Here is a 23541-nt window from a genome sequence, read left to right on the forward strand (position 1 = left end):
ACCCGCTGCGGCGGGTTTTTTTTATTGCATGATGTATTTGTATGACCAATGCCTCCTTCATCTGACATACACTCGACAGATGATGCGCTCATGGATGAAACACAGTGAAAACATCTTCAATCGCCCATTTCCTGCCATTCCGCGCCCTCATCGACGCCTGCTGGCGGGAGAAATACACCGCGTCGCGCTTTAGCCGCGATTTAATTGCCGGGATCACCGTCGGGATTATCGCTATCCCGCTGGCCATGGCGCTGGCTATCGGTAGCGGCGTCGCGCCCCAGTATGGCCTGTACACCTCCGCCGTGGCCGGGATCGTCATCGCCTTAAGCGGCGGCTCGCGCTTTAGCGTCTCCGGCCCCACCGCCGCCTTTGTGGTGATCCTCTACCCGGTGGCCCAGCAGTTCGGGCTGGCGGGCCTGCTGATGGCGACGCTGATTTCCGGGCTGTTTCTGGTGCTGTTCGGCCTGGCGCGCTTTGGCCGATTGATTGAATATATCCCGCTGTCCGTGACGCTGGGCTTTACTTCCGGTATCGGTATCACCATCGCCACCATGCAGATCAAAGACTTCTTTGGCCTGGAGATGGCGCACGTACCGGAACACTATTTGCAGAAAGTCGGCGCGCTGGTCATGGCGATGCCGACCCTGAACCTGGGCGATGCGGCTATCGGCATTGTCACCCTCGGCGTGCTGGTGTTCTGGCCGCGCTTCGGCATTCGCCTGCCGCCGCATCTGCCTGCGCTGCTGGCGGGATGCGCCGTGATGGCTGCCGTGAATATGCTGGGCGGCGACGTGGCCACCATCGGCTCTCGCTTTCATTACGTGCTGGCGGACGGCACCCAGGGCAGCGGCATTCCGCAACTGCTGCCACAGCTGATGCTGCCGTGGAATATTCCCGATTCCGGCTTTACGCTAAGCTGGTCATCAATTCAGGCGCTGCTGCCCGCCGCGTTTTCCATGGCCATGCTGGGGGCGATTGAGTCGTTACTGTGCGCCGTGGTGCTCGACGGCATGACCGGCACTAAACATAACGCAAACAGCGAGCTGATCGGCCAGGGGCTGGGCAACCTGATTGCGCCATTCTTTGGCGGCATTACCGCCACCGCGGCGATTGCCCGTTCCGCCGCTAACGTGCGTGCCGGGGCCACTTCCCCCATCGCGGCGGTTATCCATTCCCTGCTGGTGATTATGGCGCTGCTGGCGCTGGCTCCCCTGCTCTCGTGGCTGCCGCTGTCCGCCATGGCGGCGCTGCTGCTGATGGTGGCGTGGAACATGAGCGAAGCCCATAAAGTGGTAAGCCTGCTGCGCCATGCGCCGAAAGACGACATTCTGGTCATGCTGCTGTGCATGTCGCTCACCGTGCTGTTCGATATGGTGATTGCCATCAGTGTCGGCATCGTGCTGGCTTCGCTGCTGTTTATGCGCCGGGTCGCGCGCATGACGCGCCTTGCACCGCTCAACGTAACGGTGCCGGATGATGTGCTGGCGGTGCGCGTTACCGGCCCGCTGTTTTTCGCCGCCGCCGAAGGGGTGTTTGGCCCGCTGATGCAGCAGGCCGAAGGGAAACGCATCATCGTGATGCAGTGGGATGCGGTGCCGGTGCTGGACGCAGGCGGCCTGGATGCGCTGCAACGCTTTATCGCTCGTTTGCCGGAAGGCTGCGAGCTGCGCATCTGCCATCTGGAATTCCAGCCGCTGCGCACCCTGGCCCGCGCTCATGTCAAGCCCATCCCTGGGCGTCTGGCATTCTTCCCTGACCGCGACGCGGCGCTCGCCGAACTGTAATTCAGGCTGATGCAGGCCGCTGCGCCTGCATCAGCGCGCCAACGGCCTGGCTTAGCCAGCCCAGTACAGGCGGCGTCATCCAGGTGCCTTTCGCTAAGTGCGGCTCTTTACTCATCGCATCACGAAATTTTTGCTGAGTCGCCGGATTATCGCCGGCAAATGACGAGAACAGCTCAAGCCAGTGACGCGCCAGAGCCTGCCCTTGTTCGCTCTGCGGCGCAACAGAGTCGTGATATGCCTGGTGCAGTCGCGCCACCAGCGCCGGCCACTCCATCATGCGATCAAAATAGTGCGCGCGGGTAAACGCGAATTCTTCAGCCGATAAATAGCGGGCGTAAATCGCCAGTTTACTTTCGGCGAAGGCGTGGGTGATGAAATCCAGCACCTGCGGCGTGATGCCGGTTTTGTTTGCCAGTTGCGGTTCGCTGGCATGCATTTGATTCAGCCGGGTGAGAAAGTCCGGCTTGCCTGCGGTATCGCGTTCCAGGGTTTCCATCCAGCGGATGGCCAGCGCCTGGGCCTGCGGATCGGCGGGCGGCGTCTTGTTATCAATAAACGTTTTCGCCTGCGCCACCATCTGGGCCCATTCCTGTTCCCGCGCCTCGTCCTGCTGGGCGAAGGGTAAATCTTTTAACTCTTCTTTTGTGAACCAGCGATCGTACATAGTCATTAACTCCAGCGTGATAAGCCATTCGCAGAGATCCGGTTGCCGCCCGCTCTGTAACTCATGTTGCAAGGCCGTCAGTCTGTCGCGCAGCGTGGCGATGCGGGCCAGCTTTTCATCCAGCATGGCGATTTGCCGTCCGATGATGTCATTAAGCGAAACCGGATGATTCTCCAGGGTGTCGCGAACGTCGCTCAGGCTCAGCCCCATTTGGATTAACGCCTGAATGGTGTGCAAACGGCGCACATCATCCACGTTATAGAGCCGGTAGCCTGCGGCGGTACGCGCAGAAGGCAACAGTAATCCCAGCGATTCATAGTGATGTAATGTCCGAACGGTGATCCCGGCGCGTTTCGCCAGCTCACCCACCTGAATTAACATAGAATTTCCCCTGTCGCGTTTCTGTATGGCGTATGCTGAGGCCTTACGCTACGTAAGGGTCAAGCGAAAAGCAAAAAAAAACGGCCCCGCATGCGGAGCCGTCCTGAAACGAGAGAGTATTAACTGTGGCGATGTTCGTCGCGGCGGCAACGCTTATCGAAGTGGCGTACCCACCAGTAACGGTCGCAAACTTGTTCATGCCCGCCAACGCGCGCGCCGGCAAGCCAGAGAACGGCCCCGACGAAGATGCTTAAAACTGCGCCATGGGCGAAAAATTGCGGCAGGTTGAGCTGAGGCAGCTGATTGAGGATGGAATACGCGACGCCAACGACCATGACAACTAAGCCAAACCCCATAAGAAAGTTACCGAGTAACGAAGCGTTTTTGCGTTTCATATGTCACCTCCGGAACGAAAGGGTGTGTGGGAATATCCCCATTCCTTGTGTGTAAAGTATAGACAACAGTTATGCTTCTCTGTTGCGCCAGGGATCACAATTACACGCCTGAGCTCACAAAACTTGACATATAACTTGCTGAACTGAATGAAATTCTAATGGTTCAGCGCAGTGATTATTCATTATCAACCGGTGATCATCGCGCCGCTTTGTCATCGTGACCTGAGCGAAGTAAACTACCCGGCGATTTACGGGCAACCTGGAATAATAACGTGACGATAAAATTGATTGTCGGCCTGGCAAACCCTGGCGCGGAATATGCGGCGACCCGCCATAACGCCGGGGCATGGTATGTGGATTTACTGGCGGAGCGCCTGCGCGCGCCGCTGAAAGAAGAAGCCAAATTTTTTGGCTACACCTCGCGGGTCTCCCTCGCGGGCGAAGATGTGCGATTACTGGTCCCGACCACCTTTATGAACCTGAGCGGCAAAGCGGTGGCGGCGATGGCGGGCTTTTACCGTATCGCGCCGGATGAGATTTTAGTGGCGCATGACGAACTCGACCTGCCGCCCGGCGTCGCCAAATTTAAACTCGGCGGCGGCCACGGCGGGCATAACGGCCTGAAAGACATCATCAGTAAGTTGGGCAATAACCCCAATTTTCACCGTTTACGCGTGGGAATCGGTCATCCCGGCGATAAAAACAAAGTTGTTGGATTTGTGCTGGGCAAACCGCCCGTCTCCGAGCAGAAATTAATTGACGACGCCATAGACGAAGCGGCGCGCTGCACCGAGATTTGGCTAAAAGAAGGCCTGACCAAAGCCACCAACCGTTTGCACGCCTTTAAGGCGCAATAAACGGCTTTTTATCGGGCGGCGGGGTGAAATACGCCCCGAATAACGCCCGTTCGATGTATAATAGGCAAAGTTATTTATTTCCAGTCGTTGAGCCTGTTTTAACTCAATGATAATCAAGCAATTAAGGTGATCTAAACCATGGGATTCAAATGCGGTATCGTCGGCTTGCCGAACGTCGGAAAATCCACTCTGTTCAATGCGCTGACCAAAGCCGGTATTGAAGCGGCTAACTTCCCGTTCTGTACCATTGAGCCGAACACCGGCGTGGTTCCAATGCCCGATCCGCGTCTTGACAAACTGGCGGAAATCGTTAAGCCCCAGCGCATTCTGCCAACCACCATGGAATTCGTGGACATCGCGGGCCTGGTGAAAGGCGCATCCAAAGGCGAAGGCCTGGGTAACCAGTTCCTGACCAACATCCGCGAAACCGAAGCTATCGGCCACGTCGTGCGTTGCTTTGAAAACGACAATATCATCCACGTAGCGGGTAAAGTTGATCCGGCGGAAGATATTGATGTTATCAATACCGAGCTGGCGCTGTCTGACCTGGAAACCTGCGAGCGCGCTATTCACCGCGTCCAGAAGAAAGCCAAAGGCGGCGACAAAGACGCTAAAGCAGAACTGGCGGCGCTGGAAAAATGCCTGCCGCACCTGGAAAACGCCGGGATGCTGCGCGCGCTGGACCTGACGGCGGAAGACAAAGCGGCCATCCGCTACCTGAGCTTCCTGACCCTGAAGCCGACCATGTACATCGCTAACGTTAACGAAGATGGTTTCGAGAACAACCCGTACCTCGACAAAGTGCGTGAAATTGCCGACAAAGAAGGTTCTGTTGTGGTGCCGGTATGTGCAGCGGTGGAATCTGATATTGCCGAGCTGGATGACGCCGACCGCGAAGAATTCATGGCTGAACTGGGTATTGAAGAGCCGGGTCTGAACCGCGTGATCCGCGCCGGTTATGCCCTGCTGAACCTGCAAACCTACTTCACCGCAGGCGTGAAAGAAGTACGCGCATGGACCATCCCGGTGGGTGCGACAGCGCCGCAGGCGGCGGGTAAAATCCACACCGACTTCGAGAAAGGCTTTATCCGTGCTCAGACCATCGCGTATGAAGATTTCATCGCCTATAAAGGTGAGCAAGGCGCTAAAGAAGCGGGCAAAATGCGCGCTGAAGGGAAGGATTACATCGTGAAAGATGGCGATGTGATGAACTTCCTGTTCAACGTGTAAATAAATTTTGTTGTCTCATGAGGTTTTGCTGAATCTCATGGAGATCGCAAAAAACCATAAAATCCACGCAATTGCGTGGATTTTTGTTTTCTTACAAACTCGTTTTATCGCGCTTCAGCGCAGCTAAAAAGAGTCATCGACAGCTCCTTTTCCTGGCAAGGACAATTTGCCAGGTCCAATGACACCGCACTTGCTGCGTCAACAACGTAAAAGCATCGGCGGGAGGGGTACTTAAAGCCCGCCTGTAATCCGAACCACAAGGAGTACCCGTGTAAACGAGATGGACTATCGACCTGATGATATTGAAGCTCAACTTGCAGTACTGATATCCACAATGTTCGCTGCATATATTGGCATGTGAGCTATCCTGATGAACGTAAAATGATGATGCAGGAATGGGTTGATAAAGTAGGCAGATGGGTAGCAGAATTTAATTAAAACCTATTGTACTCAGTGAACCATGGGGACAGAACTCATTGTTCAAGGTCCGCTTTGTGCCAGAAGCGGACATAACATATAACTAAATGAGTCAGTCCTCAGAAAACTGGTTTACGTTACAAAGTATTTAGCGCTTACCATTAAGCATACGGTTGCCGCCATTGCCTGACATGTTCGATTAGGGCGCGTAGTTTTGGCGCTATATTCCGGCGTTGAGGAAAATACAGATAAAAGCCAGGAAAATGGGGAAGAAAATCATCAAGCATTGAAACAAGTTGACCATTTTCAATATACGGCCTGAATGTTTCCTGAGGGGCAAATGTTATACCTCCACCGGCAAGAGCCAGCCTCAGCATGAGACGCAGGTCATTAGTTGTTATTCGCGGTTCTACCGCCACGTCGAAAGCTCTCCCGTTCTCCTCAAATTCCCAGCGATAAGGAGCAACATCCGGGGAAGGACGCCAGCCGATACACTGATGATGTACAAGCTCACGCGGATGAAGAGGGGCTCTACTAGCAGTGAGATAAGATGGGGACGCAACCACCATTTCACGTTGCTTTTCTGTAAGCGGGACGGCAATCATATCCTTCTCGATCACATCTCCGAGCCTTACGCCAGCATCATAACCAGCGGCCACAATATCAAATTCCTCATCTGTCACGACAATATCGATCTTCACGGCTGGATTAGCAGCCGCAAACGAGGCGATCAGCGGACCTGAAAGAAACTCTTCAGCTATGGAGGTCACCGCGATCCTCAGAAGTCCACGTGGCGTGCTGTCAGATGCAATATCTTCGAACGCAGCTTCAATGCTGGATAAAGATAATGACAGGGATGTACGCAGTCGTTCTCCCGCTTCAGTCAGGTTTACTGAACGTGTTGTCCGCATTACCAGCATTGTGCCGAAAGTATCCTCAAGCCGCCGTATTCCCTGACTAACCGCCGAGCGCGTAACCCCCAGCCGGGCTGCGGCTATGGTGAAATTACGCTCTTCAGCAACCGCGATAAAAACAGGTAAAAGATTGAGATCAATTTTCATTGTTTAATTCTGCTAACCACTGAGTCCAGTAAAAGCAGGATACTGGAACTAATCATAAAGGTCTATCATCTCTCTGAACTCAACTGAAGGAGCACATCATGGGTAAAGTTATATTAATTACCGGCGCGTCAAGTGGCATTGGGGAAGGCATTGCCAGAGAGCTTGGAAAGGCAGGTGCGAGAGTGCTATTAGGGGCGCGCAGACTGGATCGTATCGAAGCCATTGCAGCAGAAATCCGCAGCGCCGGCGGTATGGCTGAAGCGCGTGAGCTGGATGTCACAAACAGACTGTCCATGGCTCATTTCGTGCAGTCAGCGCTTGATAACTGGGGGCGTGTTGACGTTCTGATTAACAATGCGGGCATCATGCCACTTTCACCGCTTGCGGCCGGCAAACAGGATGAATGGGAACGTACGATTGACGTTAACATCAAGGGCGTGCTGTGGGGAATTGGGGCTGTGCTTCCAGTGATGGAAGCTCAGGGTTCTGGCCAGATAATTAACCTTGGTTCTATCGGTGCCCTTTCTGTTGTGCCAACAGCCGCCGTATATTGCGCCTCTAAGTTCGCAGTACGGGCTATTTCAGATGGTTTACGTCAGGAAAGCTCGAAAATCCGTGTGACCTGCGTTAATCCCGGCGTTGTGGAAAGTGAACTTGCCTCAACCATCACTCATGCGGAAACAATGGCGGTGATGGATGCATACCGTTCTGTTGCACTTAAACCAGCGGATATTGCCCGCGCCGTACGACATGTCATTGAGGCTCCGGAAAGTGTTGATACAACAGAAATAACCATCAGACCGACAGCATCCGCAAACTGAAGCGTATGACAGCGGGATGAAGTAAATCTCTGCAATCATTATTTATTTAATGCCTCTGGAATAAGAACTGCTGATGAAATGATAACTTGCATGACAATTGTTAATTCATTACGTCATTCTTAACTGACAGTAAAGCTTTATTAATTACAGAAGCCAAACTGGCACAGGGAATAAATTTAAATATATTATTCCCTCTTTTAAAAATCATCTCTTATCATTAATAGGAAAATTACCATGGATAATATCCATCGCTTGACTGCAGCAACAATTCTGTCCTTATTATCTTTCAGCACTATGGCCCAGGTTATTACGGCAGTAGATTCAACCATTGAGGGTGCTGAGGAAAAAATTTCCACACAGGCATCTAAAGAGGGGAAATCATATAAAATCCTTGCAGCCTCTTTTAAAAACAGGGTTTATATGACAGCAGAGTTAACCCCTGTTAATAACAAATAACATTCATATGCGCCGGTAATTTCTCTTGACCGGCATTACTCAAAATGAGTCGTGATTCCACATGCAAATACAATAGCTTATCTCTAACACACATACATGACATCAGGAAACATATGAAAGAACAGCATACTTATACAGGCCTCTGGATTACCAAAGATGGATTCATTCGCCATGAGCTATTACCTAATGGGCGTTACGATGAAGCTCGAGGTACAAAACCTCATGCTTATCAGGGCGACTACGACATTCGTGAAAACAGGATCTACTATCAGGACGATACCGGTTTTACAGCTGATGGGACTTTTGTCAGTAATGACGAACTTCATCACGCGGGTATGGTGCTTTTCCGGCGTAAATAAATAGCACACTACCTATAGAAATTAGCGCGATAAAACCTTGATCATCAAAAGGCACTTTGTCGACTAATAATTATTATTACTTTGCCAATGAATTGCCTGTCAAAAAGCGATCATTTTTAAAGGCGTTCAATGACAATATAGATACTTATTTATAATTCTTAAATTAACGTTATAGTAATTACTCAAGACTGTAAAAGTTATCTCCGTAGCTGGATTTATTGCGCTCCTACACCTATGAGGCGTTATGCCTCATAGTCAGGCAGTGTCCGCTTCTCGCTCATAGCGGACCTTACCACCGCGCTGCCGGCAACATACAGCCTTATCCCTGGCAGCAGAATATCCAGATGTGACACAAGCTGGTTCATGGAATGGGAGCGGAACAGCGCCATGCCGGTCACGACACAGACCATCATTTCTATCGAGAGACGGCGCTTGCGCAGGCTGGCCGTGCCGGTATCAAGTACCTGGCTGAGTAACATAAAAGAATCCGTAATCCCTGCGAGATTACGGACTTTTGCATAACTGCCGGAGCGGACAACCGATCCTTAACCAATCGGCATTACGCTTCGGCGTAGTTTTTATCCGTTATTTTTTATTGAGCATCGCCTTTAAATCGGCGAACGGATTATAGGTGGCTGCTCCCACGTCTTTTTGCGCGTCCTCCCCCGCCACCACGGTAGTGCCGTACTGGTCAGCTTCGGTGTATTTCGAGTGTTCGTGGTCATGGCAAAACAGGCACAACAACTCCCAGTTGCTGCCATCTTCCGGGTTATTGGTGTGGTCGTGATCGATATGATGGACGGTTAATTCGCGAAGATTCGAGTAAACAAATTCTCGCGAGCAACGTCCGCATACCCAGGGATAGATTTTTAACGCTTTCTCACGGTAGCCGCTTTCCAGCCGCGCGTAGTTTTTGGGGATCAGAGCCATTGTCGATTTAACCTGTGATAAAAAGAGAGTTACCGTGGATTTTAGCAGGCACGCGTTGTGAACAGTGAGCGCTAAGTTGAAAAATCCGCTCACCTCAGATTTGCACAAAAATGCTATGCTCCAGCCTGTGCATTCATTTTAAAGGAACCCACTATGACGTCATCCATCCCACTTAAGTTTTATGACATCGCAGACGAGTACGCGACAGAAACAGAAATCCCTGTCACCGAAACCGAACGCGACGCCCTCGCGCACTATTTCCAACTGCTGATCACCCGGCTGATGAATAACGAAGAAATCAGCGAAGAGGCCCAGCAGGAGATGGCTGTTGAGGCCGGGATTAATCAAGGTCGTATTGATGAGATCGCGAATTTTCTCAACCAATGGGGCAACGAGTAACGCCTGTTAGCGGCGTTATTTCAGTCAGGCACGCTATTTTTTCCCGAAACGATGTACGACCTCCTCGCCATTGTTCAACATTTCAAACGCGCCGTAGAGTTTTGCGAATTTCACGGCGCTCAAGTGTTTTGCTCCCATCGCGGCAGGCCTAATTAAGAAAATACTTTGCTCGCTTACCAATGCAGCAGCAGTGCTGTAAATAGATGAAACAATAAGCGTTTACATATCTACTCTGTATTTTTGTTAGGCCCTAAATCCAGCCATTCATTTTCGAACGTTATGCTGAGGTTGCACTTCCAGATTTTAGCCCGCAAGTTTTTATTATAAAACAGTCTAAATATATAATAAAATAAGCAGGATACCTGTCTTGTTTTAACCATGATATTTAAATGCCGAGCATAAGTTTTGTACTACAGCGATACAATCAATTAGGCTTTAAACCTTTTATGACCAACATGGAAGTCACAGTAAATATTACGGGAGCACGTAAAAATTGAGATATAAAATAGTAAACCTGTTTTTGCTGAGTCTGGCAGTAGCTATCTTTTGCTATATCAAGTACAAAGATTTGCAACCTGTGAATATTGTCGCTATTCATCAGGATGGTTCTTATACAGATATTTTGGTGAAAAATTTTCCACTAACTGATTCTGGTAAAATTACATGGTGGTTGAAAAATAAAGATTTACTTAAAGCAAAATATAATATTCCCAAACCAGAAAAAGATGATGGATATTTTTTCATTAAAATCTGGGATTTCGGCAGTGGTTATGTTGAAGATGATGGCTACGATCACCTCTGTTTCGCTGATATGAAAGTTAAAAACCATTGTATTGAAAAACATCCCTTTCTGACCGTTATAAACGGTAAACAAAGTGGATTAACTTTTTTTACAGATACAGAACATTATAAAATTGATGCTGATGGTAAATATAGAAAGCTTTAAAAAATTCCCTCTCATTTAGCGAGAGGGAATCGAAGGCACATATGCCCTAACCCTCGTCCCCTTCTCTCTGCTTTGCAAATTATCCCGTCCCACGCCGCCGATAAAGGGTAGCCGTAATTTCAGCGGCGACACGTCCAGGCCCACATTCAGCCCCAGAACGTTCACCTCAAATCCCTCTTCTGCCCCCAGCGTCACCCCCGCGACACCCAGCACCGATACCTGCACCCCGCGCCCTGACGGCGGCAAGCCCACCACATGGCGCAGCGAGCGGAAATCTTTGCCAACCGCGTTGGCAGGCATATCCAGCTTCAGCGTCGGCACTTCGCGCCCTATATGAGCGATAAAAGTATTGCTGTTCGGTCCAGGCCAGACGCGATAGCTGTCCGGCCAGGGATAGGAGGCAATCGCCGCTTCGATTTGCGGGATCATGGCCTCGGCCGCCGCCCCGCGATGCTCCACCAGCAGTCGGGGTTTTGACCCGTACCAGTAGCCGTCCGGCGAGTTGCGGTTGCGGCGCACTTTCTCACCCGAGCCCCAACTTATTACCTCGTAGCGGTTGTATTGCGTTTCTCCCGCGCGTTTAAAAATGATCCATGGATGCACCGCTACCACACCTTTCCAGCCCCAGGTCGGTGCGGCGTAGACTTGCACCACCGCCAGCCCGGCGTTTTTACGCGGGTCGGGCGCCATGCCGGCGGAATCACTGCGGGCGGCCCACCACCCTCGCTGCGCCTGAGGATCGTGGTGATACATCGCCTGCCCCACGCTGGCAACCAGCGAGATCAGGATGATGCAAAGCAGGCTGAGAGTAAGCATTTTAATCAGGATCATTGGTATCCGTTATCGAAGGGTTTTGTCTATTGTACTGGTGAATTTTTACGCAGCAATACGTGTTGCGCCGCGAATTGTCCTGGAACGCCGCCAGCCGGCAAATCTATGTCGGGCTTTAAAAGCAGTTTCTGTTAAGGCGCCTCCACTCTCCGTCAATGAAATTCAGTTAATTGGTCGCGACTGGCGAGCCGCGCTAACCTGGTATCAGTTTGGATAGCGACAGCAAGCGGCAACACCATTTGACTTATTTTGTAAAAACATTACATTTCAAGCCATGAAAACTATCCTGATTATCGTTCCTGATGGCGGCATGTTGTTTGAAGCCGCCGGTATCGCCGACATTCTGATGCAGGCCAATCGGCTGCACCCTAACCCTTCCGGCACGCCGCGTTACCGCATCACTATTGCCACCACCCAACCGCACCAGGTGATCCACGGCCAGTCGGGGCTAAACCTGCTGGCGGACCACCGCCTCACCGAGCTGGACCCGTTTGAAGCCCGCGACACCATTATGATCACCGGACGCGGCACCCATCTGGACGAGCGCGACGCGGTGGCAAGTTGGGTGCGTATGGCTGCGCCCCATGCCCGGCGCGTGGCGTCGATTTGCGGCGGCGCGATGCTGCTGGCCCAGGCTGGTTTGCTGGATGGCCGCCGAGCCACCACCCACTGGCGTCTGCTGGAAACCATGCAGGCCACTTATCCGCATGTGAAGGTGGAAGGCGGCCCGCTGTATGTACAGGATGGCCCAATGTGGACGTCCGGCGGCGTCAGCTCCGGGTTCGATTTAACCCTGGCATTGGTGGAAGAGGATTACGGGTTTACCCTCGCCCGGGACGTAGCCCAGGATATGGTGATGTACCTGCGCCGCCCAGGCGGGCAGTTGCAGTTCAGCCGCTACAAGCTGGATCAGGCCGAGCATGAGGGCCCGGTAGGCGAACTGCAAAACTGGATCCTGGCCAATCTCGCAGACGATCTGTCAGTCGAAAATCTGGCCCAGCGCGTGGCCATGAGCCCGCGCAACTTTACCCGCGTATTCACACGGGAAGCTGGCGTCTCCCCTGCCCGCTACGTGGCGGAAGCGCGTCTGGCTGCGGCTCGTGACCGGCTGGAGCAGACTACCGAAACCCTGGAGCGCATCGCGCAAATTACCGGTTTCGGCAGCAGCATCAATCTACGCCGCATCTTTGAAAAACAGCTACACCTCACCCCCGGCGAATATCGCCAACGCTTCCACTGCCGCAAATTGGCGTAAAGTGATCCTTTTTTGTCATTTACGCCAAACCGACCGACGCCTACCCTGATGACAGAAACGGCACATCAGGAGGCAACTATGTTAAAGATCGGCATTAACGGCTTTGGCCGTATTGGGCGCAACGTTTTCCGGGCGGCTCTGAAAGATCCACAGGTCGACATCGTGGCGATTAACGACCTGACCGACAGCAAAACCCTGGCGCACCTGCTGAAATATGATTCTCTGCTTGGCACTCTACCGCTGACAGTTGAGGCGGGCGAGGCGGAATTGCGCATCGACGGCAAAGCGGTAAAAGTCTTCTCCCAGCGTGATCCGGCGGAAATCCCGTGGAGCAGCGTCGGGGTGGATATCGTGATAGAGGCCACCGGCTTCTTTACCGAGCGCGAAAAGGCGGCGGTGCACATCACTCACGGCGGCGCAAAACGCGTCATTATCTCGGCCCCGGCGAAAAACGATGACATTACCGTGGTGATGGGCGTGAACCACCAGCAGTACAATCCTGAGAAGCATTATGTGGTCAGCAACGGCAGTTGCACCACCAACGGACTGGCTCCGGCGGCGCAGGTGCTGCACCAGCAGTTTGGTATTGAGCACGGCCTGATGAACACCACCCACGCCTACACCAACAGCCAGGCGCTGCACGATCAGCCGGAAAAAGATCTGCGCGGCGCGCGTGCCGCTGCGCTTTCGATTGTTCCCTATTCCAGCGGCGCGGCCAAAGCGCTCGGCAAAGTGATCCCGGAACTCGACGGACGGCTGACCGGCTATTCGCTGCGCGTCCCGGTGCCGGTGGTGTCGATTGTCGATTTAACCGTGACGCTGAAACGCGATGTCACTGCTGAAGAGGTTAACGCCGCCTTCCGCGCCGCCGCGACTGACGGCCCGTTGCAGGGGATTTTGGGTTACAGCGAAGAGCCGCTGGTCTCCAGCGACTATCAGGGCGATGCCCGCTCATCGATTATCGACGGGCTTTCCACCCTGGTGATTGGCGGCAATCTGGTGAAAATCCTCGCCTGGTATGACAATGAATGGGCGTTCTCCAACCGCCTGATCGACCTGGCCCGTTTAATGGAACAACGCGGTCTGTAAACCTTCCCCTTCGCCATCTGATCGCAGCATCAGATGGCGACATCCTGCGGCTATCACATTCCTGAGGCTGTAGGCGTTCAGTGCGAGAAAGTATCCCCTTTCCCCGCCTTCAGAAGCTCTGATGATTTCAAAATCAATACATATGAATTAGCATATGCGTTTTTTAAAGGGACCGGAGTAAAAAATGCTACAGCCTGTTCAGCTTTTTAAAATCCTGTCGGATGAAACCCGCCTCGCCATTGTCATGCTTCTTCGGGAGTCTGGCGAACTGTGCGTCTGCGATATCTGTGCAGCCACCACTGAATCACAGCCTAAAATCTCGCGCCACATGGCTATTTTGCGTAAGGCTGAACTGGTTCTGGACCGGCGAGAAGGAAAATGGATTCATTATCGTCTGTCCCCCCACATGCCAGCATGGGCCAGTGAGACGATAACGACCTCATGGCAGTGCCTGCGCGATGATGTGCGTGAATGGCTGGAAAAATCCCCATGTACGTCCTGCTGACAAGCTTAATCACATGCATATAACCATATATAAAGGAGTCTGGAATGTTTCTGGCAGGGAGTATTTTTTTACTGACGCTGGTCCTGGTCATCTGGCAGCCCCGAGGCCTCAGCATTGGCTGGAGCGCAAGTATCGGAGCCGTACTGGCGCTGGGAACGGGGGTCATCCAGATTGCGGATATCCCCGTTGTCTGGAATATCGTCTGGAACGCAACAGCGGCATTCATTGCAGTAATCATCATCAGCCTGCTGCTCGATGAGTCCGGTTTCTTTGAATGGGCGGCACTGCATGTTTCCCGCTGGGGTAACGGGCGCGGCCGCTTGCTGTTTACCTGGATAGTGCTGCTTGGCGCGGCTGTTGCCGCGCTGTTTGCTAACGACGGTGCAGCGCTGATACTGACGCCGATTGTGATTGCGATGCTGCTGGCACTGGGGTTCAGCCAGGCGACGACGCTGGCCTTTGTCATGGCTGCAGGTTTCATCGCGGATACCGCCAGCTTGCCGCTGATAGTCTCTAACCTGGTCAATATTGTCTCGGCTGATTTCTTCGGCCTGGGCTTTACGCAGTACGCCTCTGTAATGATCCCAGTAAACCTGGCGGCGATTGCTGCCACGCTTGCCATGCTGCATATCTTCTTCCGCCGCGATATTCCGGCCAGATATGACGTCTCGCTGCTGAAGATGCCTGCCAGTGCGATTAAGGATCCGGCGACGTTCAGAACGGGCTGGATTGTTCTGCTGTTCCTGCTGGTCGGGTTCTTTGTTCTGGAACCGCTGGGGATCCCCGTCAGCGCGATAGCGGCAGCCGCCGCATCAGTGCTGTTTGTGGTGGCGAAGAGAGGTCATGCCATTAACACCGGAAAAGTGCTGCGCGGCGCGCCCTGGCAGATCGTGATTTTTTCGCTGGGCATGTACCTGGTCGTCTACGGCCTGCGTAATGCCGGGCTCACTGAATATCTTTCTGCCGTACTCACTATGCTGGCAGACAAAGGTTTATGGGCTGCCACGTTCGGTACCGGTTTCCTGACTGCATTCCTCTCGTCGGTGATGAACAATATGCCGACGGTGCTGATTGGTGCATTGTCCCTTGACGGGAGTGCCGCGACCGGCGTCGTCAGAGAAGCGATGATTTATGCCAATGTGATTGGCTGCGATTTAGGTCCCAAAATTACCCCGATTGGCAGTCTGGCAACCCTGCTGTGGTTGCATGTGCTGGCACAGAAAAACATGACGATCACCTGGGGGTATTACTTCCGCACCGGCATTATCATGACCCTGCCCGTGCTGTTCGTCACACTGGCCGCGCTGGCATGGCGGCTCTCTGTCACTTTGTAATGAGATACTGATATGAGCAACATTACCATCTATCACAACCCGGCCTGTGGCACCTCACGTAACACGCTGGAGATGATCCGTAACAGCGGTCACGAACCGACCATTATTTATTATCTCGATACACCACCAACCCGTAATGAGCTTATCAAGCTTATTTCAGATATGGGGATTACGGTACGCGCGTTGCTGCGTAAGAACGTTGAACCTTATGAACAACTGGGTCTCGATGAAGACAAATTTTCTGATGAGCAGTTAATTGACTTTATGCTTCAGCATCCGATCCTGATTAACCGGCCTGTAGTCGTGACGCCGCTTGGCACGCGTCTTTGCCGCCCCTCAGAAGTTGTGCTGGATATTCTGCCTGACGACCAGAAAGGTTCTTTTACCAAAGAGGATGGCGAAAAGGTCATTGACGAAACAGGGAAGCGGGTTAAGTAATCTGACGGCTTGAAATGAGCGGATGCCCCATCCAGTGCAAACCTGTACAAAAAATTATTACAAACTTGTACAACCCGCACTGGCGAACCCCCGTCGCGCAGTCTACGGTTAAACAAACACTACAGTCTGTTTCCATGGCGGTCCCTCATCAATGAGCGAGAATCTAAACACCCTGTCCGGGGGCGTGTCGGTCCACGAAATCAAAAGCACTATCGAGCATCACCTCAGCGGATTACTGAAGAGCTGTGACGGTAAAACCGCAGTGGGCATGGCGATGCAGGAGAGCGTCTTAGGACAAGGCAAACGGATCCGCCCTTTAATGATGATGCTGATCGCGCACGATCTGGGGTATCCGGGGGAAAAGAAGACCCTACTTGACCTCGCCTGCGCCGTGGAGATGATCCACAGCGCCTCGCTGATCCTCGATGATATCCCCTGCATGGATAACGCCGAGATGCGGCGCGGCAAGCCGACTATCCATAAAAAATATGGCGAAAGTGTGGCGATCCTCGCGGCGATTGGGCTGCTCACCAAAGCCTTTGCCCTGGTCTCTGCCGCCAGCGGGCTGAGCGGCGAGCAAAAAGCGCGGGTCGTCGGGGAGCTGGCAAACGCCGTCGGGGAGCAGGGGCTGGTGCTTGGTCAGTTTCGCGATCTGGCAGGCGTCGGGCACACCCAGAATATCAACGATATTACCGCCACCAACGATCTGAAAACCGGCGTGCTGTTTATTGCTATGCTCCAGGTGATCGCCCTGGCCGCCAGCGCCAGCGATGCCACCCACCAGCGGCTATCGGCGTTCGCCACCGACTTTGGCCAGCTATTTCAACTGCTGGATGACCTGTCGGATAGCCATTTCACCACCGGTAAAGACCGCAATAAGGATGCCGGTAAGCCGACGCTGGTGAACGTGCTGGGCCGGGAGCGGGTCTGCGACCTGGTCTATCACCATTTTCACTCTGCCAATGAGCACCTTGCCGCCGTGTGCGTAGCCGGGCAGGAAACCCGTCAATTTATTCACGCCTGGTTGACCCTGACGCTGGCGGGTGAAAAACCCGCCATGAAAAGCGCCTGACTTTGTCCGCGTGTGACTCGTTTACCAGCCAGGTTGGAGGAATACCATGGCGTTAAAACAGCAGGGAATTGTACAGAGGAAAAACGATCATCTGGACATTATCCTTAACTCCCCGCAGGACGTGACGGGAACATCCACCGGCTTTGAACACTGGCGCTTTGTGCATTGCGCCCTGCCGGAAATCGATTTTCAGGATATTGATCTCTCCAGCCGGTTTCTCGGCAAAACCCTCAACGCCCCGCTGTTGATAAGCTCCATGACTGGCGGCGCGCAGCGCTCGAAATTTATCAATCACCATCTGGCGGAAGCAGCCCAGGAGCTGCGCGTCGCGATGGGCGTCGGCTCCCAGCGCATCGCCCTGGAAGGCAAGTCTGACAGCGGCATCGACAAATCGCTGCGCAGGCTGGCGCCGGATATCCCGCTGATGGCGAATCTGGGCGCGGCGCAGCTGGCGGGCGATAGAGGCATTGACGACGCGCGACGCGTCGTCGAGATGATTGAAGCCGATGCGCTTATCGTTCATCTCAATCCGCTCCAGGAAATGCTGCAAGCCGATGGCGATCGCGAATGGGCAGGCAAGCTAGACGCCATCGCCCGCGTGGTGCGTTACCTTGAAGTGCCGGTGGTGGTGAAAGAAGTCGGCGCGGGGATTTCAGCCACGGTGGCGGGCCGACTGATTGACGCAGGCGTCAGCGCCATTGATGTGGCAGGCGCGGGCGGCACCAGTTGGGCGGCGGTGGAAGGTAAACGCGCCCAGGATCCGCATCTGCGCGCGCTGGCGATGGCGTTCGCCGACTGGGGTATTCCTACCGCCGAGGCGGTAAAGGCGATTGCCGAGGCTTATCCGCAAATCCCCCTGATTGCCTCCGGCGGTATCCGTACCGGCATCGACGTGGCGAAAGCGTTGCGGCTGGGAGCCAGCCTCGCCGGACAGGCGGCGGCGATCCTGGATAGCGCCACCGAATCCAGCCGGGCGGTGGTGGAGCGTTTCTCTGTCACCCTCGATCAGCTCAGGCTGGCCTGTTTCTGTACCGGCAGCCCCAATCTGGAGGCGCTAAAGCGCGCCGAGATGGTCTGGTGCGGCCGCTGACGATGAGCCATTTTGCGATTATCGTACCGCCGCTCTACAGCCATATCCGGTCGATGGAAGCGCTGGCGCTGCACCTGAGCGGCAAAGGGCACCGCCTGACGTTTATTGCCAGCCCGGAACTCGTCACCCGCGATAACCCGCGCATCAGCGGCTGCCCGTCGCTGCCGGAGGCGATTGCTGGGGCGCAGCAGCGCTTTCGCGACCCCGCCGCCCGCACCTTTTTCCGCATTGCCGGCACGCTGGCCAGGCATACCGAAGCGTTGTGCCGCGAACTGCCGGATCTGTTAACGCGCTTGCAGGTTGACGGCGTAATCGCCGACCAAATGGAGCCTGCGGGCGGGCTGGTGAGCGAGTATCTGGGGCTGCCGTTTGTGTCGGCGGCCTGCGCGCTGCCGGTCAACCGCGAACCGGATTTACCGCTGCCGGTGATGCCGTTTAACTATGCCGACGATGACGCCGCGCGCAGGCTTTACGCCGGCAGCGAGCGGGTCTATGACCGGCTGATGCAGGCGCACTATCGGGTCATCAACCATTACAGCCGCCGCTTCGGTCTGGCTAACCGTTATCGGCTGGATCACTGCCTGTCGCCGCTGGCCCAGGTGGCCCAGGGCTCTGTGGCGTTTGATTTCCCGCGCCGCGCCCTGCCCGACCATTTTCACTACATCGGCGCGTTCCAGTCCGTGGACACAACCCTACCCCCGCTGCGCAATCCCCGACCGGTGGTGTACGCCACGCTCGGTACGCTGCACGGGCACCACTATTCGCTGATGCGCACCCTGGCGCGGGCCTGCCATCTGGCGGGCGTCGAGGTGACAATATCCCACTGCGGCGGGCTCGACGCCGCGCAGGTCGACGGGTTGTACCGTAACGGCGCGCACCGGGTAGAGAGTTTTGTTCCTCAGCGCGAAGTGATTCTTCAGTCGGATATGATCCTGTGCCACGCCGGGTATAACACTGTGCTGGAAGGCATTGCCGCCCGGCGACCGCTGCTGGTAATGCCGGTGGCGTTCGATCAGCCCGCCGTGGCGGCGCGGGTGGCGTATCACAATCTGGGGCGACGGGTTTCCCGGCTGGCGACCGCGTCAGTTCTCGCCCGGGAAATCACTGCGCTACTGGATGAAAACCACGCCGTCGGCAAAAATCTGGCCCAGGCCAGCCAGGCGCTGCGTGATGCGGGCGGCGCAGCGCGGGCGGCGGCTATCGCCGAACAGGCGCTGCTCACCGGACGCCCGGTTGAACGGGGGATGGCGCAGCCATGATCCGGGATCTGATTTTAGTGGGCGCTGGCCTGGCGAACGGCCTGATTGCCTGGCGTTTAAAACAGCGCCATCCGCGGATGAACATCCTGATGCTCGAACAGGGCGCATCGCCCGGCGGCAACCATACCTGGTCGTTTCATCATCACGATCTCAGCGCCGCGCAGCACCAGTGGATCGCGCCGCTGGTGGCGCATCGCTGGCCCGGTTATCAGGTACTTTTCCCGGAGCTGATGCGCGATATCGATCAGCCCTATTACACCGTCAGCGCTGAACGCTTTGCCAGCCGGTTGCGCGAGGCGCTGGGAGACAATCTGTGGCTGAACCGCGCGGTTGCCGATGTCGCACCCGACAGCGTGCAGCTGGCAGACGGCACCACGCTCTACGCCCGCGCGGTGATTGACGGACGCGGCCAGCGCGCCATGCCCGGCTGGCGCTGCGCCTGGCAGCTGTTCGTCGGGCAGGAGTGGCGGCTTGCCGCGCCGCATGGCCTGACGCGCCCGCTGCTGATGGACGCCACCGTGGCCCAGTGCAACGCCTACCGGTTTTTCTATCTGCTGCCGCTGACGCCCGACACGCTGCTGATTGAGGACACCCGTTTTAGCAACGCGCCGGACTTAGCGGCGCAAGAGTATCGCGACGCCATCCGCCAGTATGCCGCGCAACATGGCCTGGCGCTGGAGCAACTACTGCGTGAAGAGACCGGCTGCCTGCCGTTGACGCTGGCGGGCGACGCGCCGCTGCACGCCCGCCAGCCCTGTTCCGGGATGCGCGCCGGGCTGTTCCATGCGGTGACCGGCTACTCTCTGCCGCTGGCGGCGCAACTGGCCGACGCCATCGCCGGGCAGGATCGTCTCGACGCGCACAGCCTGCACCGGCTGGTTCAGGCGATCGCCGCGCGCCAGTGGCGCAGCCAGGGGTTCCTGCGCCTGCTCAACCGGATGCTGTTTCTGGCAGGCCCGGCCGATCACCGCTGGCGGGTAATGCAAAAATTCTATCGCTTACCCGATGCCACCATCGCCCGCTTCTACGCCGGGAACCTGACGCTGACCGATAAAGCGCGAATACTGACAGGCAAGCCGCCCGTCCCCGTTCTCGGGGCATTACGGGCGGCAATAAACACAGGGAACCAATAATGAAAAAAACCGTGGTGATTGGCGCAGGATTCGGCGGGCTGGCGCTCGCCATCCGCTTACAGGCGGCGGGCATCCAGACCACGCTGCTGGAACAGCGCGACAAGCCCGGCGGGCGCGCCTATGTTTATCACGACCAGGGATTTACCTTTGACGCCGGGCCGACGGTAATCACCGATCCCAGCGCGCTGGAAGAGTTGTTTAGCGAGGCGGGAAAGCGGCTGGCGGATTACGTGGAACTGCTGCCGGTCGATCCGTTTTACCGGCTGTGCTGGGAGGACGGCAAGCGCTTCGACTACAGCAATAATCAGGCCCTGCTCCAGCAGCAGATCGCCGATTTTAACCCGGCGGACGTGCAGGGCTACGCCCGCTTTCTCGATTATTCCCGGGCAGTATTTAAAGAGGGTTATCTGCGGCTCGGGGCGACGCCGTTTTTGCAGTTCAGCGATATGGTGAAAGTCAGCCCGCAGTTGATGCGGCTGCGCGCCTGGGAAAACGTCTGGCAGGCGGTGTCGCGCTTTATTCAGGACGATCACCTGCGCCAGGCGTTTTCGTTTCACTCCCTGCTGGTGGGCGGCAACCCGTTTGCCACCTCGGCGATCTATACCTTAATCCATGCGCTGGAGCGGGAATGGGGCGTCTGGTTCCCGCGCGGCGGCACCGGGGCGCTGGTCAACGGCATGGTGAAGCTGTTTACCGATCTGGGCGGCAAGCTGGAGCTGAACACGGCGGTTGAGCGCATCGAGGTTAACCAGCAGAAAGTCACTCAGGTGATCGCCCAGGACGGACGCGTATTCAGCGCTGACGCGGTGGCCTCCAACGCCGATGTGGTGAACACCTATCAAAAGCTGCTCGGCCACGATCCGCACGGCAAAGCCAAAGGCAAGAAACTGGCCGGGAAGCGCATGAGCAACTCGCTGTTTGTGCTGTATTTCGGTCTGAATGCCCCGCATCCGCAACTGGCGCACCACACCATCTGCTTTGGGCCGCGTTATAAAGAACTGGTTCAGGAGATTTTTAACGGTTCCACCCTGCCGGACGATTTTTCGCTGTATCTCCACTCGCCGTGCGCCACCGATCCGTCGCTGGCCCCGCCGGGCTGCGGCGCGTTTTACGTACTGACGCCGGTGCCGCATCTGGGTAATGCCCCGCTGGACTGGCGCGTGGAAGGCCCGGCGCTACGCGAACGGATTTTCGACTATCTGGAACGGCGCTATATGCCAAACCTGCGCCAGCAGCTGGTGACGCACCGCATCTTCACGCCGGATGATTTCCAGCACACTCTGGGCGCGCATCTCGGATCGGCGTTTTCACTGGAACCGCTGCTCACCCAGAGCGCCTGGTTCCGGCCCCATAACCGGGATGAGCATCTGCAAAACTTGTATCTGGTGGGCGCGGGTACCCATCCCGGCGCGGGCATTCCTGGCGTGATCGGCTCGGCGAAGGCCACGGCGCGGCTGATGCTGGAGGATTTGGCATGAATCAACCGCTTTTCCGCCATGCGGCTAACACCATGCGTAGCGGCTCAAAAAGCTTCGATGCCGCCGCCCGGCTGTTTGATGCCGACACCCGCCGCAGCGTGTTGATGCTTTACACCTGGTGTCGCCATTGCGATGACGTCATCGATAATCAAATCGCCGGTTTCGCCGCCCAGGCCCCTGCCAGCCATACTCCCGTTCAACGGCTGATGCAGTTGCGTACCGCCACCCAGCAGGTGTATCAGGGCCAGGCGATGAGTGAACCGGCGTTTGCCGCGTTGCAGGAGGTGACGGCGCGCCACCATATTCCCGCCCGCTGGCCGCTGGAACATCTGGAAGGCTTCGCCATGGATGTGCGCGGCGAGCGTTATCACACCCTCAATGACACCCTGCGCTACTGCTACCACGTGGCGGGCGTCGTCGGCCTGATGATGGCGCATATTATGGGCGTGCGCGACGAGCAGGTGCTGGATCGCGCCTGTGATTTGGGGCTGGCGTTTCAGTTGACCAATATCGCGCGGGATGTGATTGAGGACGCCGAAGCCGGTCGCTGTTATCTGCCACAGCAGTGGCTGGTGGAGCAAGGATTAAGCATCGACAACTTTCACGCGGCGCAGAACCGCGCGGCGCTGTACCGGGTGGTGGCGCAACTGCTGGTGGCGGCGGAGCCCTATTACGTCTCGGCGCTGGCGGGGTTGCCCGCCCTGCCCCTGCGATCCCGCTGGGCGATTGCCACCGCCAGGGATGTGTATCGCGCCATCGGTATAAAGGTGGCTAACGCCGGGGAGCAGGCCTGGAACAGCCGCCAGCACACCGGTAAAGCGGAAAAACTGGCGCTGCTGCTCAAGGGCGCGGGGCGCGCGGCGATTGCGCCGCTGGCGGCTCGTTCACCGCGCCAGGATTCGCTGTGGCAGCGGCCTGTTTAGCCGGGCGGCGACGGCGGCGCAACTGCGCCTGTAACGCCTCTGGCGAACGCACCACCAAAAAGCCGAACGACACGCACCCCTCTTTGCCATTTACCGCGTGATGGAAACGATGCGCCAGCCACAGCCGCTTGAGATAACCTTTGCGCGGCACCCAGTGAAACGGCCAGCGCTGATGCACCAGCCCGTCGTGGACCAGGAAATAGAGCACGCCATACAGCGTCATTCCCGCGCCGATCCACTGTAGCGGCCACACCCCGGCGGTACCGACGGCGATCAGCGCGATGGCAACCCCCGCGAACACCACGGCATACATATCATTAAGCTCAAACCAGCCGGTGCGCGGGGAGTGATGAGAGCGGTGCCAGCGCCAGCCGAAGCCGTGCATGATATAACGGTGGGACAACGCGGCCACGGCTTCCATCGCCGCCGCGCTA

At 55.8% G+C, this 23541-nt stretch carries 26 protein-coding genes and 2 pseudogenes; 21 read left to right on the top strand and 7 right to left on the bottom strand.

Going from position 1 to position 23541, the window contains the following annotated elements:
• The first annotated feature begins 104 nt into the window (after nucleotides 1-104).
• Nucleotides 105-1784 (top strand): C4-dicarboxylic acid transporter DauA, encoded by a 1680-nt coding sequence (gene dauA / locus FHW74_RS17290; RefSeq protein ID WP_183171601.1) that lies wholly within the window; start codon nucleotides 105-107, stop codon nucleotides 1782-1784.
• Between the two features lies 1 nt (nucleotide 1785).
• On the opposite strand, the gene FHW74_RS17295 is transcribed toward dauA, so the two are convergent.
• Both FHW74_RS17295 and ychH read right to left on the bottom strand, forming a co-directional pair.
• The gene (locus FHW74_RS17295; RefSeq protein WP_183171602.1) at nucleotides 1786-2829 is read right to left on the bottom strand and encodes a MerR family transcriptional regulator; all 1044 of its coding nucleotides are present in this window, start codon (nucleotides 2827-2829) and stop codon (nucleotides 1786-1788) included.
• A 119-nt stretch (nucleotides 2830-2948) separates the two neighbouring features.
• Complete coding sequence (ychH, locus tag FHW74_RS17300; protein WP_183171603.1) at nucleotides 2949-3224, bottom strand: stress-induced protein YchH; 276 nt, start codon at nucleotides 3222-3224, stop codon at nucleotides 2949-2951.
• A 272-nt stretch (nucleotides 3225-3496) separates the two neighbouring features.
• Between ychH and pth the strand changes: the two genes are divergently transcribed.
• The 3 genes and pseudogenes from pth to FHW74_RS22895 all read left to right on the top strand — a co-directional run.
• Entirely contained in the window at nucleotides 3497-4081 is a 585-nt protein-coding gene (gene pth / locus FHW74_RS17305) for an aminoacyl-tRNA hydrolase (protein WP_183171604.1), read from the top strand.
• A gap of 138 nt (nucleotides 4082-4219) precedes the next feature.
• Nucleotides 4220-5311 (top strand): redox-regulated ATPase YchF, encoded by a 1092-nt coding sequence (gene ychF / locus FHW74_RS17310; RefSeq protein WP_161659095.1) that lies wholly within the window; start codon nucleotides 4220-4222, stop codon nucleotides 5309-5311.
• A 148-nt stretch (nucleotides 5312-5459) separates the two neighbouring features.
• Nucleotides 5460-5749 (top strand): annotated as a pseudogene (locus tag FHW74_RS22895) (integrase); the annotation flags it as partial.
• 140 nt (nucleotides 5750-5889) lie between these two features.
• Here FHW74_RS22895 and FHW74_RS17315 read toward each other — a convergent pair.
• A complete protein-coding gene (locus FHW74_RS17315) occupies nucleotides 5890-6789 on the bottom strand; it encodes a LysR family transcriptional regulator (protein WP_183171605.1) in 900 nt (299 codons plus the stop codon).
• Nucleotides 6790-6887: 98 nt separating this feature from the next.
• Between FHW74_RS17315 and FHW74_RS17320 the strand changes: the two genes are divergently transcribed.
• The 3 genes from FHW74_RS17320 to FHW74_RS17330 all read left to right on the top strand — a co-directional run bounded on the left by FHW74_RS17320 (nucleotide 6888) and on the right by FHW74_RS17330 (nucleotide 8425).
• Complete coding sequence (locus FHW74_RS17320; protein WP_183171606.1) at nucleotides 6888-7610, top strand: SDR family oxidoreductase; 723 nt, start codon at nucleotides 6888-6890, stop codon at nucleotides 7608-7610.
• Nucleotides 7611-7844: 234 nt separating this feature from the next.
• Nucleotides 7845-8066: a hypothetical protein gene (locus FHW74_RS17325; RefSeq protein ID WP_183171607.1), complete on the top strand. Its 222-nt coding sequence runs from the start codon at nucleotides 7845-7847 to the stop codon at nucleotides 8064-8066.
• Nucleotides 8067-8179: 113 nt separating this feature from the next.
• Nucleotides 8180-8425, top strand: a complete 246-nt coding sequence (locus FHW74_RS17330) for an Atu4866 domain-containing protein (protein ID WP_183171608.1) — start codon at nucleotides 8180-8182, stop codon at nucleotides 8423-8425.
• Nucleotides 8426-8667: 242 nt separating this feature from the next.
• Here the strand turns inward: FHW74_RS17330 and FHW74_RS17335 are convergent, their stop codons facing one another.
• Complete coding sequence (locus FHW74_RS17335; RefSeq protein ID WP_183171609.1) at nucleotides 8668-8904, bottom strand: transposase domain-containing protein; 237 nt, start codon at nucleotides 8902-8904, stop codon at nucleotides 8668-8670.
• Between the two features lie 106 nt (nucleotides 8905-9010).
• Nucleotides 9011-9355 (bottom strand): HNH nuclease YajD, encoded by a 345-nt coding sequence (gene yajD, locus FHW74_RS17340; RefSeq protein WP_183171610.1) that lies wholly within the window; start codon nucleotides 9353-9355, stop codon nucleotides 9011-9013.
• 153 nt (nucleotides 9356-9508) lie between these two features.
• Between yajD and FHW74_RS17345 the strand changes: the two genes are divergently transcribed.
• The 3 genes and pseudogenes from FHW74_RS17345 to FHW74_RS17355 all read left to right on the top strand — a co-directional run bounded on the left by FHW74_RS17345 (nucleotide 9509) and on the right by FHW74_RS17355 (nucleotide 10700).
• Nucleotides 9509-9754, top strand: coding sequence for a YmjA family protein (locus FHW74_RS17345; protein WP_183171611.1), 246 nt, complete (start codon nucleotides 9509-9511; stop codon nucleotides 9752-9754).
• Nucleotides 9755-10152: 398 nt separating this feature from the next.
• A pseudogene (locus FHW74_RS17350) lies at nucleotides 10153-10251 on the top strand (DUF3289 family protein); the annotation flags it as partial.
• A gap of 23 nt (nucleotides 10252-10274) precedes the next feature.
• Nucleotides 10275-10700 (top strand): DUF943 family protein, encoded by a 426-nt coding sequence (locus tag FHW74_RS17355; protein WP_255459936.1) that lies wholly within the window; start codon nucleotides 10275-10277, stop codon nucleotides 10698-10700.
• 15 nt (nucleotides 10701-10715) lie between these two features.
• Here FHW74_RS17355 and FHW74_RS17360 read toward each other — a convergent pair whose 3' ends face one another.
• Complete coding sequence (locus FHW74_RS17360) at nucleotides 10716-11531, bottom strand: DUF3750 domain-containing protein (protein ID WP_183171612.1); 816 nt, start codon at nucleotides 11529-11531, stop codon at nucleotides 10716-10718.
• Between the two features lie 274 nt (nucleotides 11532-11805).
• Between FHW74_RS17360 and FHW74_RS17365 the strand changes: the two genes are divergently transcribed.
• The 11 genes from FHW74_RS17365 to crtB all read left to right on the top strand — a co-directional run bounded on the left by FHW74_RS17365 (nucleotide 11806) and on the right by crtB (nucleotide 23107).
• The gene (locus tag FHW74_RS17365; RefSeq protein WP_183171613.1) at nucleotides 11806-12786 is read left to right on the top strand and encodes a GlxA family transcriptional regulator; all 981 of its coding nucleotides are present in this window, start codon (nucleotides 11806-11808) and stop codon (nucleotides 12784-12786) included.
• Nucleotides 12787-12864: 78 nt separating this feature from the next.
• Nucleotides 12865-13875, top strand: a complete 1011-nt coding sequence (gene gap / locus FHW74_RS17370) for a type I glyceraldehyde-3-phosphate dehydrogenase (RefSeq protein ID WP_183171614.1) — start codon at nucleotides 12865-12867, stop codon at nucleotides 13873-13875.
• 184 nt (nucleotides 13876-14059) lie between these two features.
• The gene (locus FHW74_RS17375) at nucleotides 14060-14380 is read left to right on the top strand and encodes a transcriptional regulator (RefSeq protein ID WP_183171615.1); all 321 of its coding nucleotides are present in this window, start codon (nucleotides 14060-14062) and stop codon (nucleotides 14378-14380) included.
• Nucleotides 14381-14424: 44 nt separating this feature from the next.
• Nucleotides 14425-15714, top strand: coding sequence for an arsenic transporter (locus tag FHW74_RS17380; protein ID WP_183171616.1), 1290 nt, complete (start codon nucleotides 14425-14427; stop codon nucleotides 15712-15714).
• A gap of 12 nt (nucleotides 15715-15726) precedes the next feature.
• Entirely contained in the window at nucleotides 15727-16152 is a 426-nt protein-coding gene (gene arsC, locus FHW74_RS17385) for a glutaredoxin-dependent arsenate reductase (protein ID WP_183171617.1), read from the top strand.
• Nucleotides 16153-16303: 151 nt separating this feature from the next.
• The gene (locus tag FHW74_RS17390) at nucleotides 16304-17224 is read left to right on the top strand and encodes a polyprenyl synthetase family protein (RefSeq protein WP_183171618.1); all 921 of its coding nucleotides are present in this window, start codon (nucleotides 16304-16306) and stop codon (nucleotides 17222-17224) included.
• 46 nt (nucleotides 17225-17270) lie between these two features.
• Nucleotides 17271-18314, top strand: coding sequence for a type 2 isopentenyl-diphosphate Delta-isomerase (gene fni, locus FHW74_RS17395; protein WP_183171619.1), 1044 nt, complete (start codon nucleotides 17271-17273; stop codon nucleotides 18312-18314).
• 2 nt (nucleotides 18315-18316) lie between these two features.
• A complete protein-coding gene (locus FHW74_RS17400) occupies nucleotides 18317-19573 on the top strand; it encodes a glycosyltransferase (protein ID WP_183171620.1) in 1257 nt (418 codons plus the stop codon).
• The gene (crtY, locus tag FHW74_RS17405) at nucleotides 19570-20706 is read left to right on the top strand and encodes a lycopene beta-cyclase CrtY (RefSeq protein WP_183171621.1); all 1137 of its coding nucleotides are present in this window, start codon (nucleotides 19570-19572) and stop codon (nucleotides 20704-20706) included. Before FHW74_RS17400 ends, crtY begins: the two co-directional genes overlap by 4 nt.
• A complete protein-coding gene (locus FHW74_RS17410; RefSeq protein ID WP_183171622.1) occupies nucleotides 20706-22184 on the top strand; it encodes a phytoene desaturase in 1479 nt (492 codons plus the stop codon). The genes crtY and FHW74_RS17410 overlap by 1 nt, the downstream gene beginning before the upstream one ends.
• A complete protein-coding gene (crtB, locus tag FHW74_RS17415; RefSeq protein ID WP_183171623.1) occupies nucleotides 22181-23107 on the top strand; it encodes a 15-cis-phytoene synthase CrtB in 927 nt (308 codons plus the stop codon). The genes FHW74_RS17410 and crtB overlap by 4 nt, the downstream gene beginning before the upstream one ends.
• Here crtB and FHW74_RS17420 read toward each other — a convergent pair.
• Entirely contained in the window at nucleotides 23025-23528 is a 504-nt protein-coding gene (locus FHW74_RS17420; RefSeq protein WP_255459937.1) for a sterol desaturase family protein, read from the bottom strand. The two genes, crtB and FHW74_RS17420, sit on opposite strands and share 83 nt — an antisense overlap.
• Between the last annotated feature and the right edge of the window lie 13 nt (nucleotides 23529-23541).

Source organism: Atlantibacter sp. RC6, from assembly GCF_014193285.1.
Classification (GTDB): Bacteria; Pseudomonadota; Gammaproteobacteria; order Enterobacterales; family Enterobacteriaceae; genus Atlantibacter.

Excerpts from the sequence above, each read along its gene's own strand:
- FHW74_RS17295 (WP_183171602.1), bottom strand. The coding sequence starts at position 2,829 with ATGTTAATTCAGGTGGGTGAGCTGGCGAAACGCGCCGGGATCACCGTT.
- ychH (WP_183171603.1), bottom strand. The coding sequence starts at position 3,224 with ATGAAACGCAAAAACGCTTCGTTACTCGGTAACTTTCTTATGGGGTTT.
- ychF (WP_161659095.1), top strand. The coding sequence starts at position 4,220 with ATGGGATTCAAATGCGGTATCGTCGGCTTGCCGAACGTCGGAAAATCC.
- FHW74_RS17315 (WP_183171605.1), bottom strand. The coding sequence starts at position 6,789 with ATGAAAATTGATCTCAATCTTTTACCTGTTTTTATCGCGGTTGCTGAA.
- FHW74_RS17320 (WP_183171606.1), top strand. The coding sequence starts at position 6,888 with ATGGGTAAAGTTATATTAATTACCGGCGCGTCAAGTGGCATTGGGGAA.
- FHW74_RS17325 (WP_183171607.1), top strand. The coding sequence starts at position 7,845 with ATGGATAATATCCATCGCTTGACTGCAGCAACAATTCTGTCCTTATTA.
- FHW74_RS17330 (WP_183171608.1), top strand. The coding sequence starts at position 8,180 with ATGAAAGAACAGCATACTTATACAGGCCTCTGGATTACCAAAGATGGA.
- FHW74_RS17335 (WP_183171609.1), bottom strand. The coding sequence starts at position 8,904 with ATGTTACTCAGCCAGGTACTTGATACCGGCACGGCCAGCCTGCGCAAG.
- yajD (WP_183171610.1), bottom strand. The coding sequence starts at position 9,355 with ATGGCTCTGATCCCCAAAAACTACGCGCGGCTGGAAAGCGGCTACCGT.
- FHW74_RS17345 (WP_183171611.1), top strand. The coding sequence starts at position 9,509 with ATGACGTCATCCATCCCACTTAAGTTTTATGACATCGCAGACGAGTAC.
- FHW74_RS17360 (WP_183171612.1), bottom strand. The coding sequence starts at position 11,531 with ATGATCCTGATTAAAATGCTTACTCTCAGCCTGCTTTGCATCATCCTG.
- FHW74_RS17365 (WP_183171613.1), top strand. The coding sequence starts at position 11,806 with ATGAAAACTATCCTGATTATCGTTCCTGATGGCGGCATGTTGTTTGAA.
- gap (WP_183171614.1), top strand. The coding sequence starts at position 12,865 with ATGTTAAAGATCGGCATTAACGGCTTTGGCCGTATTGGGCGCAACGTT.
- FHW74_RS17375 (WP_183171615.1), top strand. The coding sequence starts at position 14,060 with ATGCTACAGCCTGTTCAGCTTTTTAAAATCCTGTCGGATGAAACCCGC.
- FHW74_RS17380 (WP_183171616.1), top strand. The coding sequence starts at position 14,425 with ATGTTTCTGGCAGGGAGTATTTTTTTACTGACGCTGGTCCTGGTCATC.
- arsC (WP_183171617.1), top strand. The coding sequence starts at position 15,727 with ATGAGCAACATTACCATCTATCACAACCCGGCCTGTGGCACCTCACGT.
- FHW74_RS17390 (WP_183171618.1), top strand. The coding sequence starts at position 16,304 with ATGAGCGAGAATCTAAACACCCTGTCCGGGGGCGTGTCGGTCCACGAA.
- fni (WP_183171619.1), top strand. The coding sequence starts at position 17,271 with ATGGCGTTAAAACAGCAGGGAATTGTACAGAGGAAAAACGATCATCTG.
- FHW74_RS17400 (WP_183171620.1), top strand. The coding sequence starts at position 18,317 with ATGAGCCATTTTGCGATTATCGTACCGCCGCTCTACAGCCATATCCGG.
- crtY (WP_183171621.1), top strand. The coding sequence starts at position 19,570 with ATGATCCGGGATCTGATTTTAGTGGGCGCTGGCCTGGCGAACGGCCTG.
- FHW74_RS17410 (WP_183171622.1), top strand. The coding sequence starts at position 20,706 with ATGAAAAAAACCGTGGTGATTGGCGCAGGATTCGGCGGGCTGGCGCTC.
- crtB (WP_183171623.1), top strand. The coding sequence starts at position 22,181 with ATGAATCAACCGCTTTTCCGCCATGCGGCTAACACCATGCGTAGCGGC.
- FHW74_RS17420 (WP_255459937.1), bottom strand. The coding sequence starts at position 23,528 with ATGGAAGCCGTGGCCGCGTTGTCCCACCGTTATATCATGCACGGCTTC.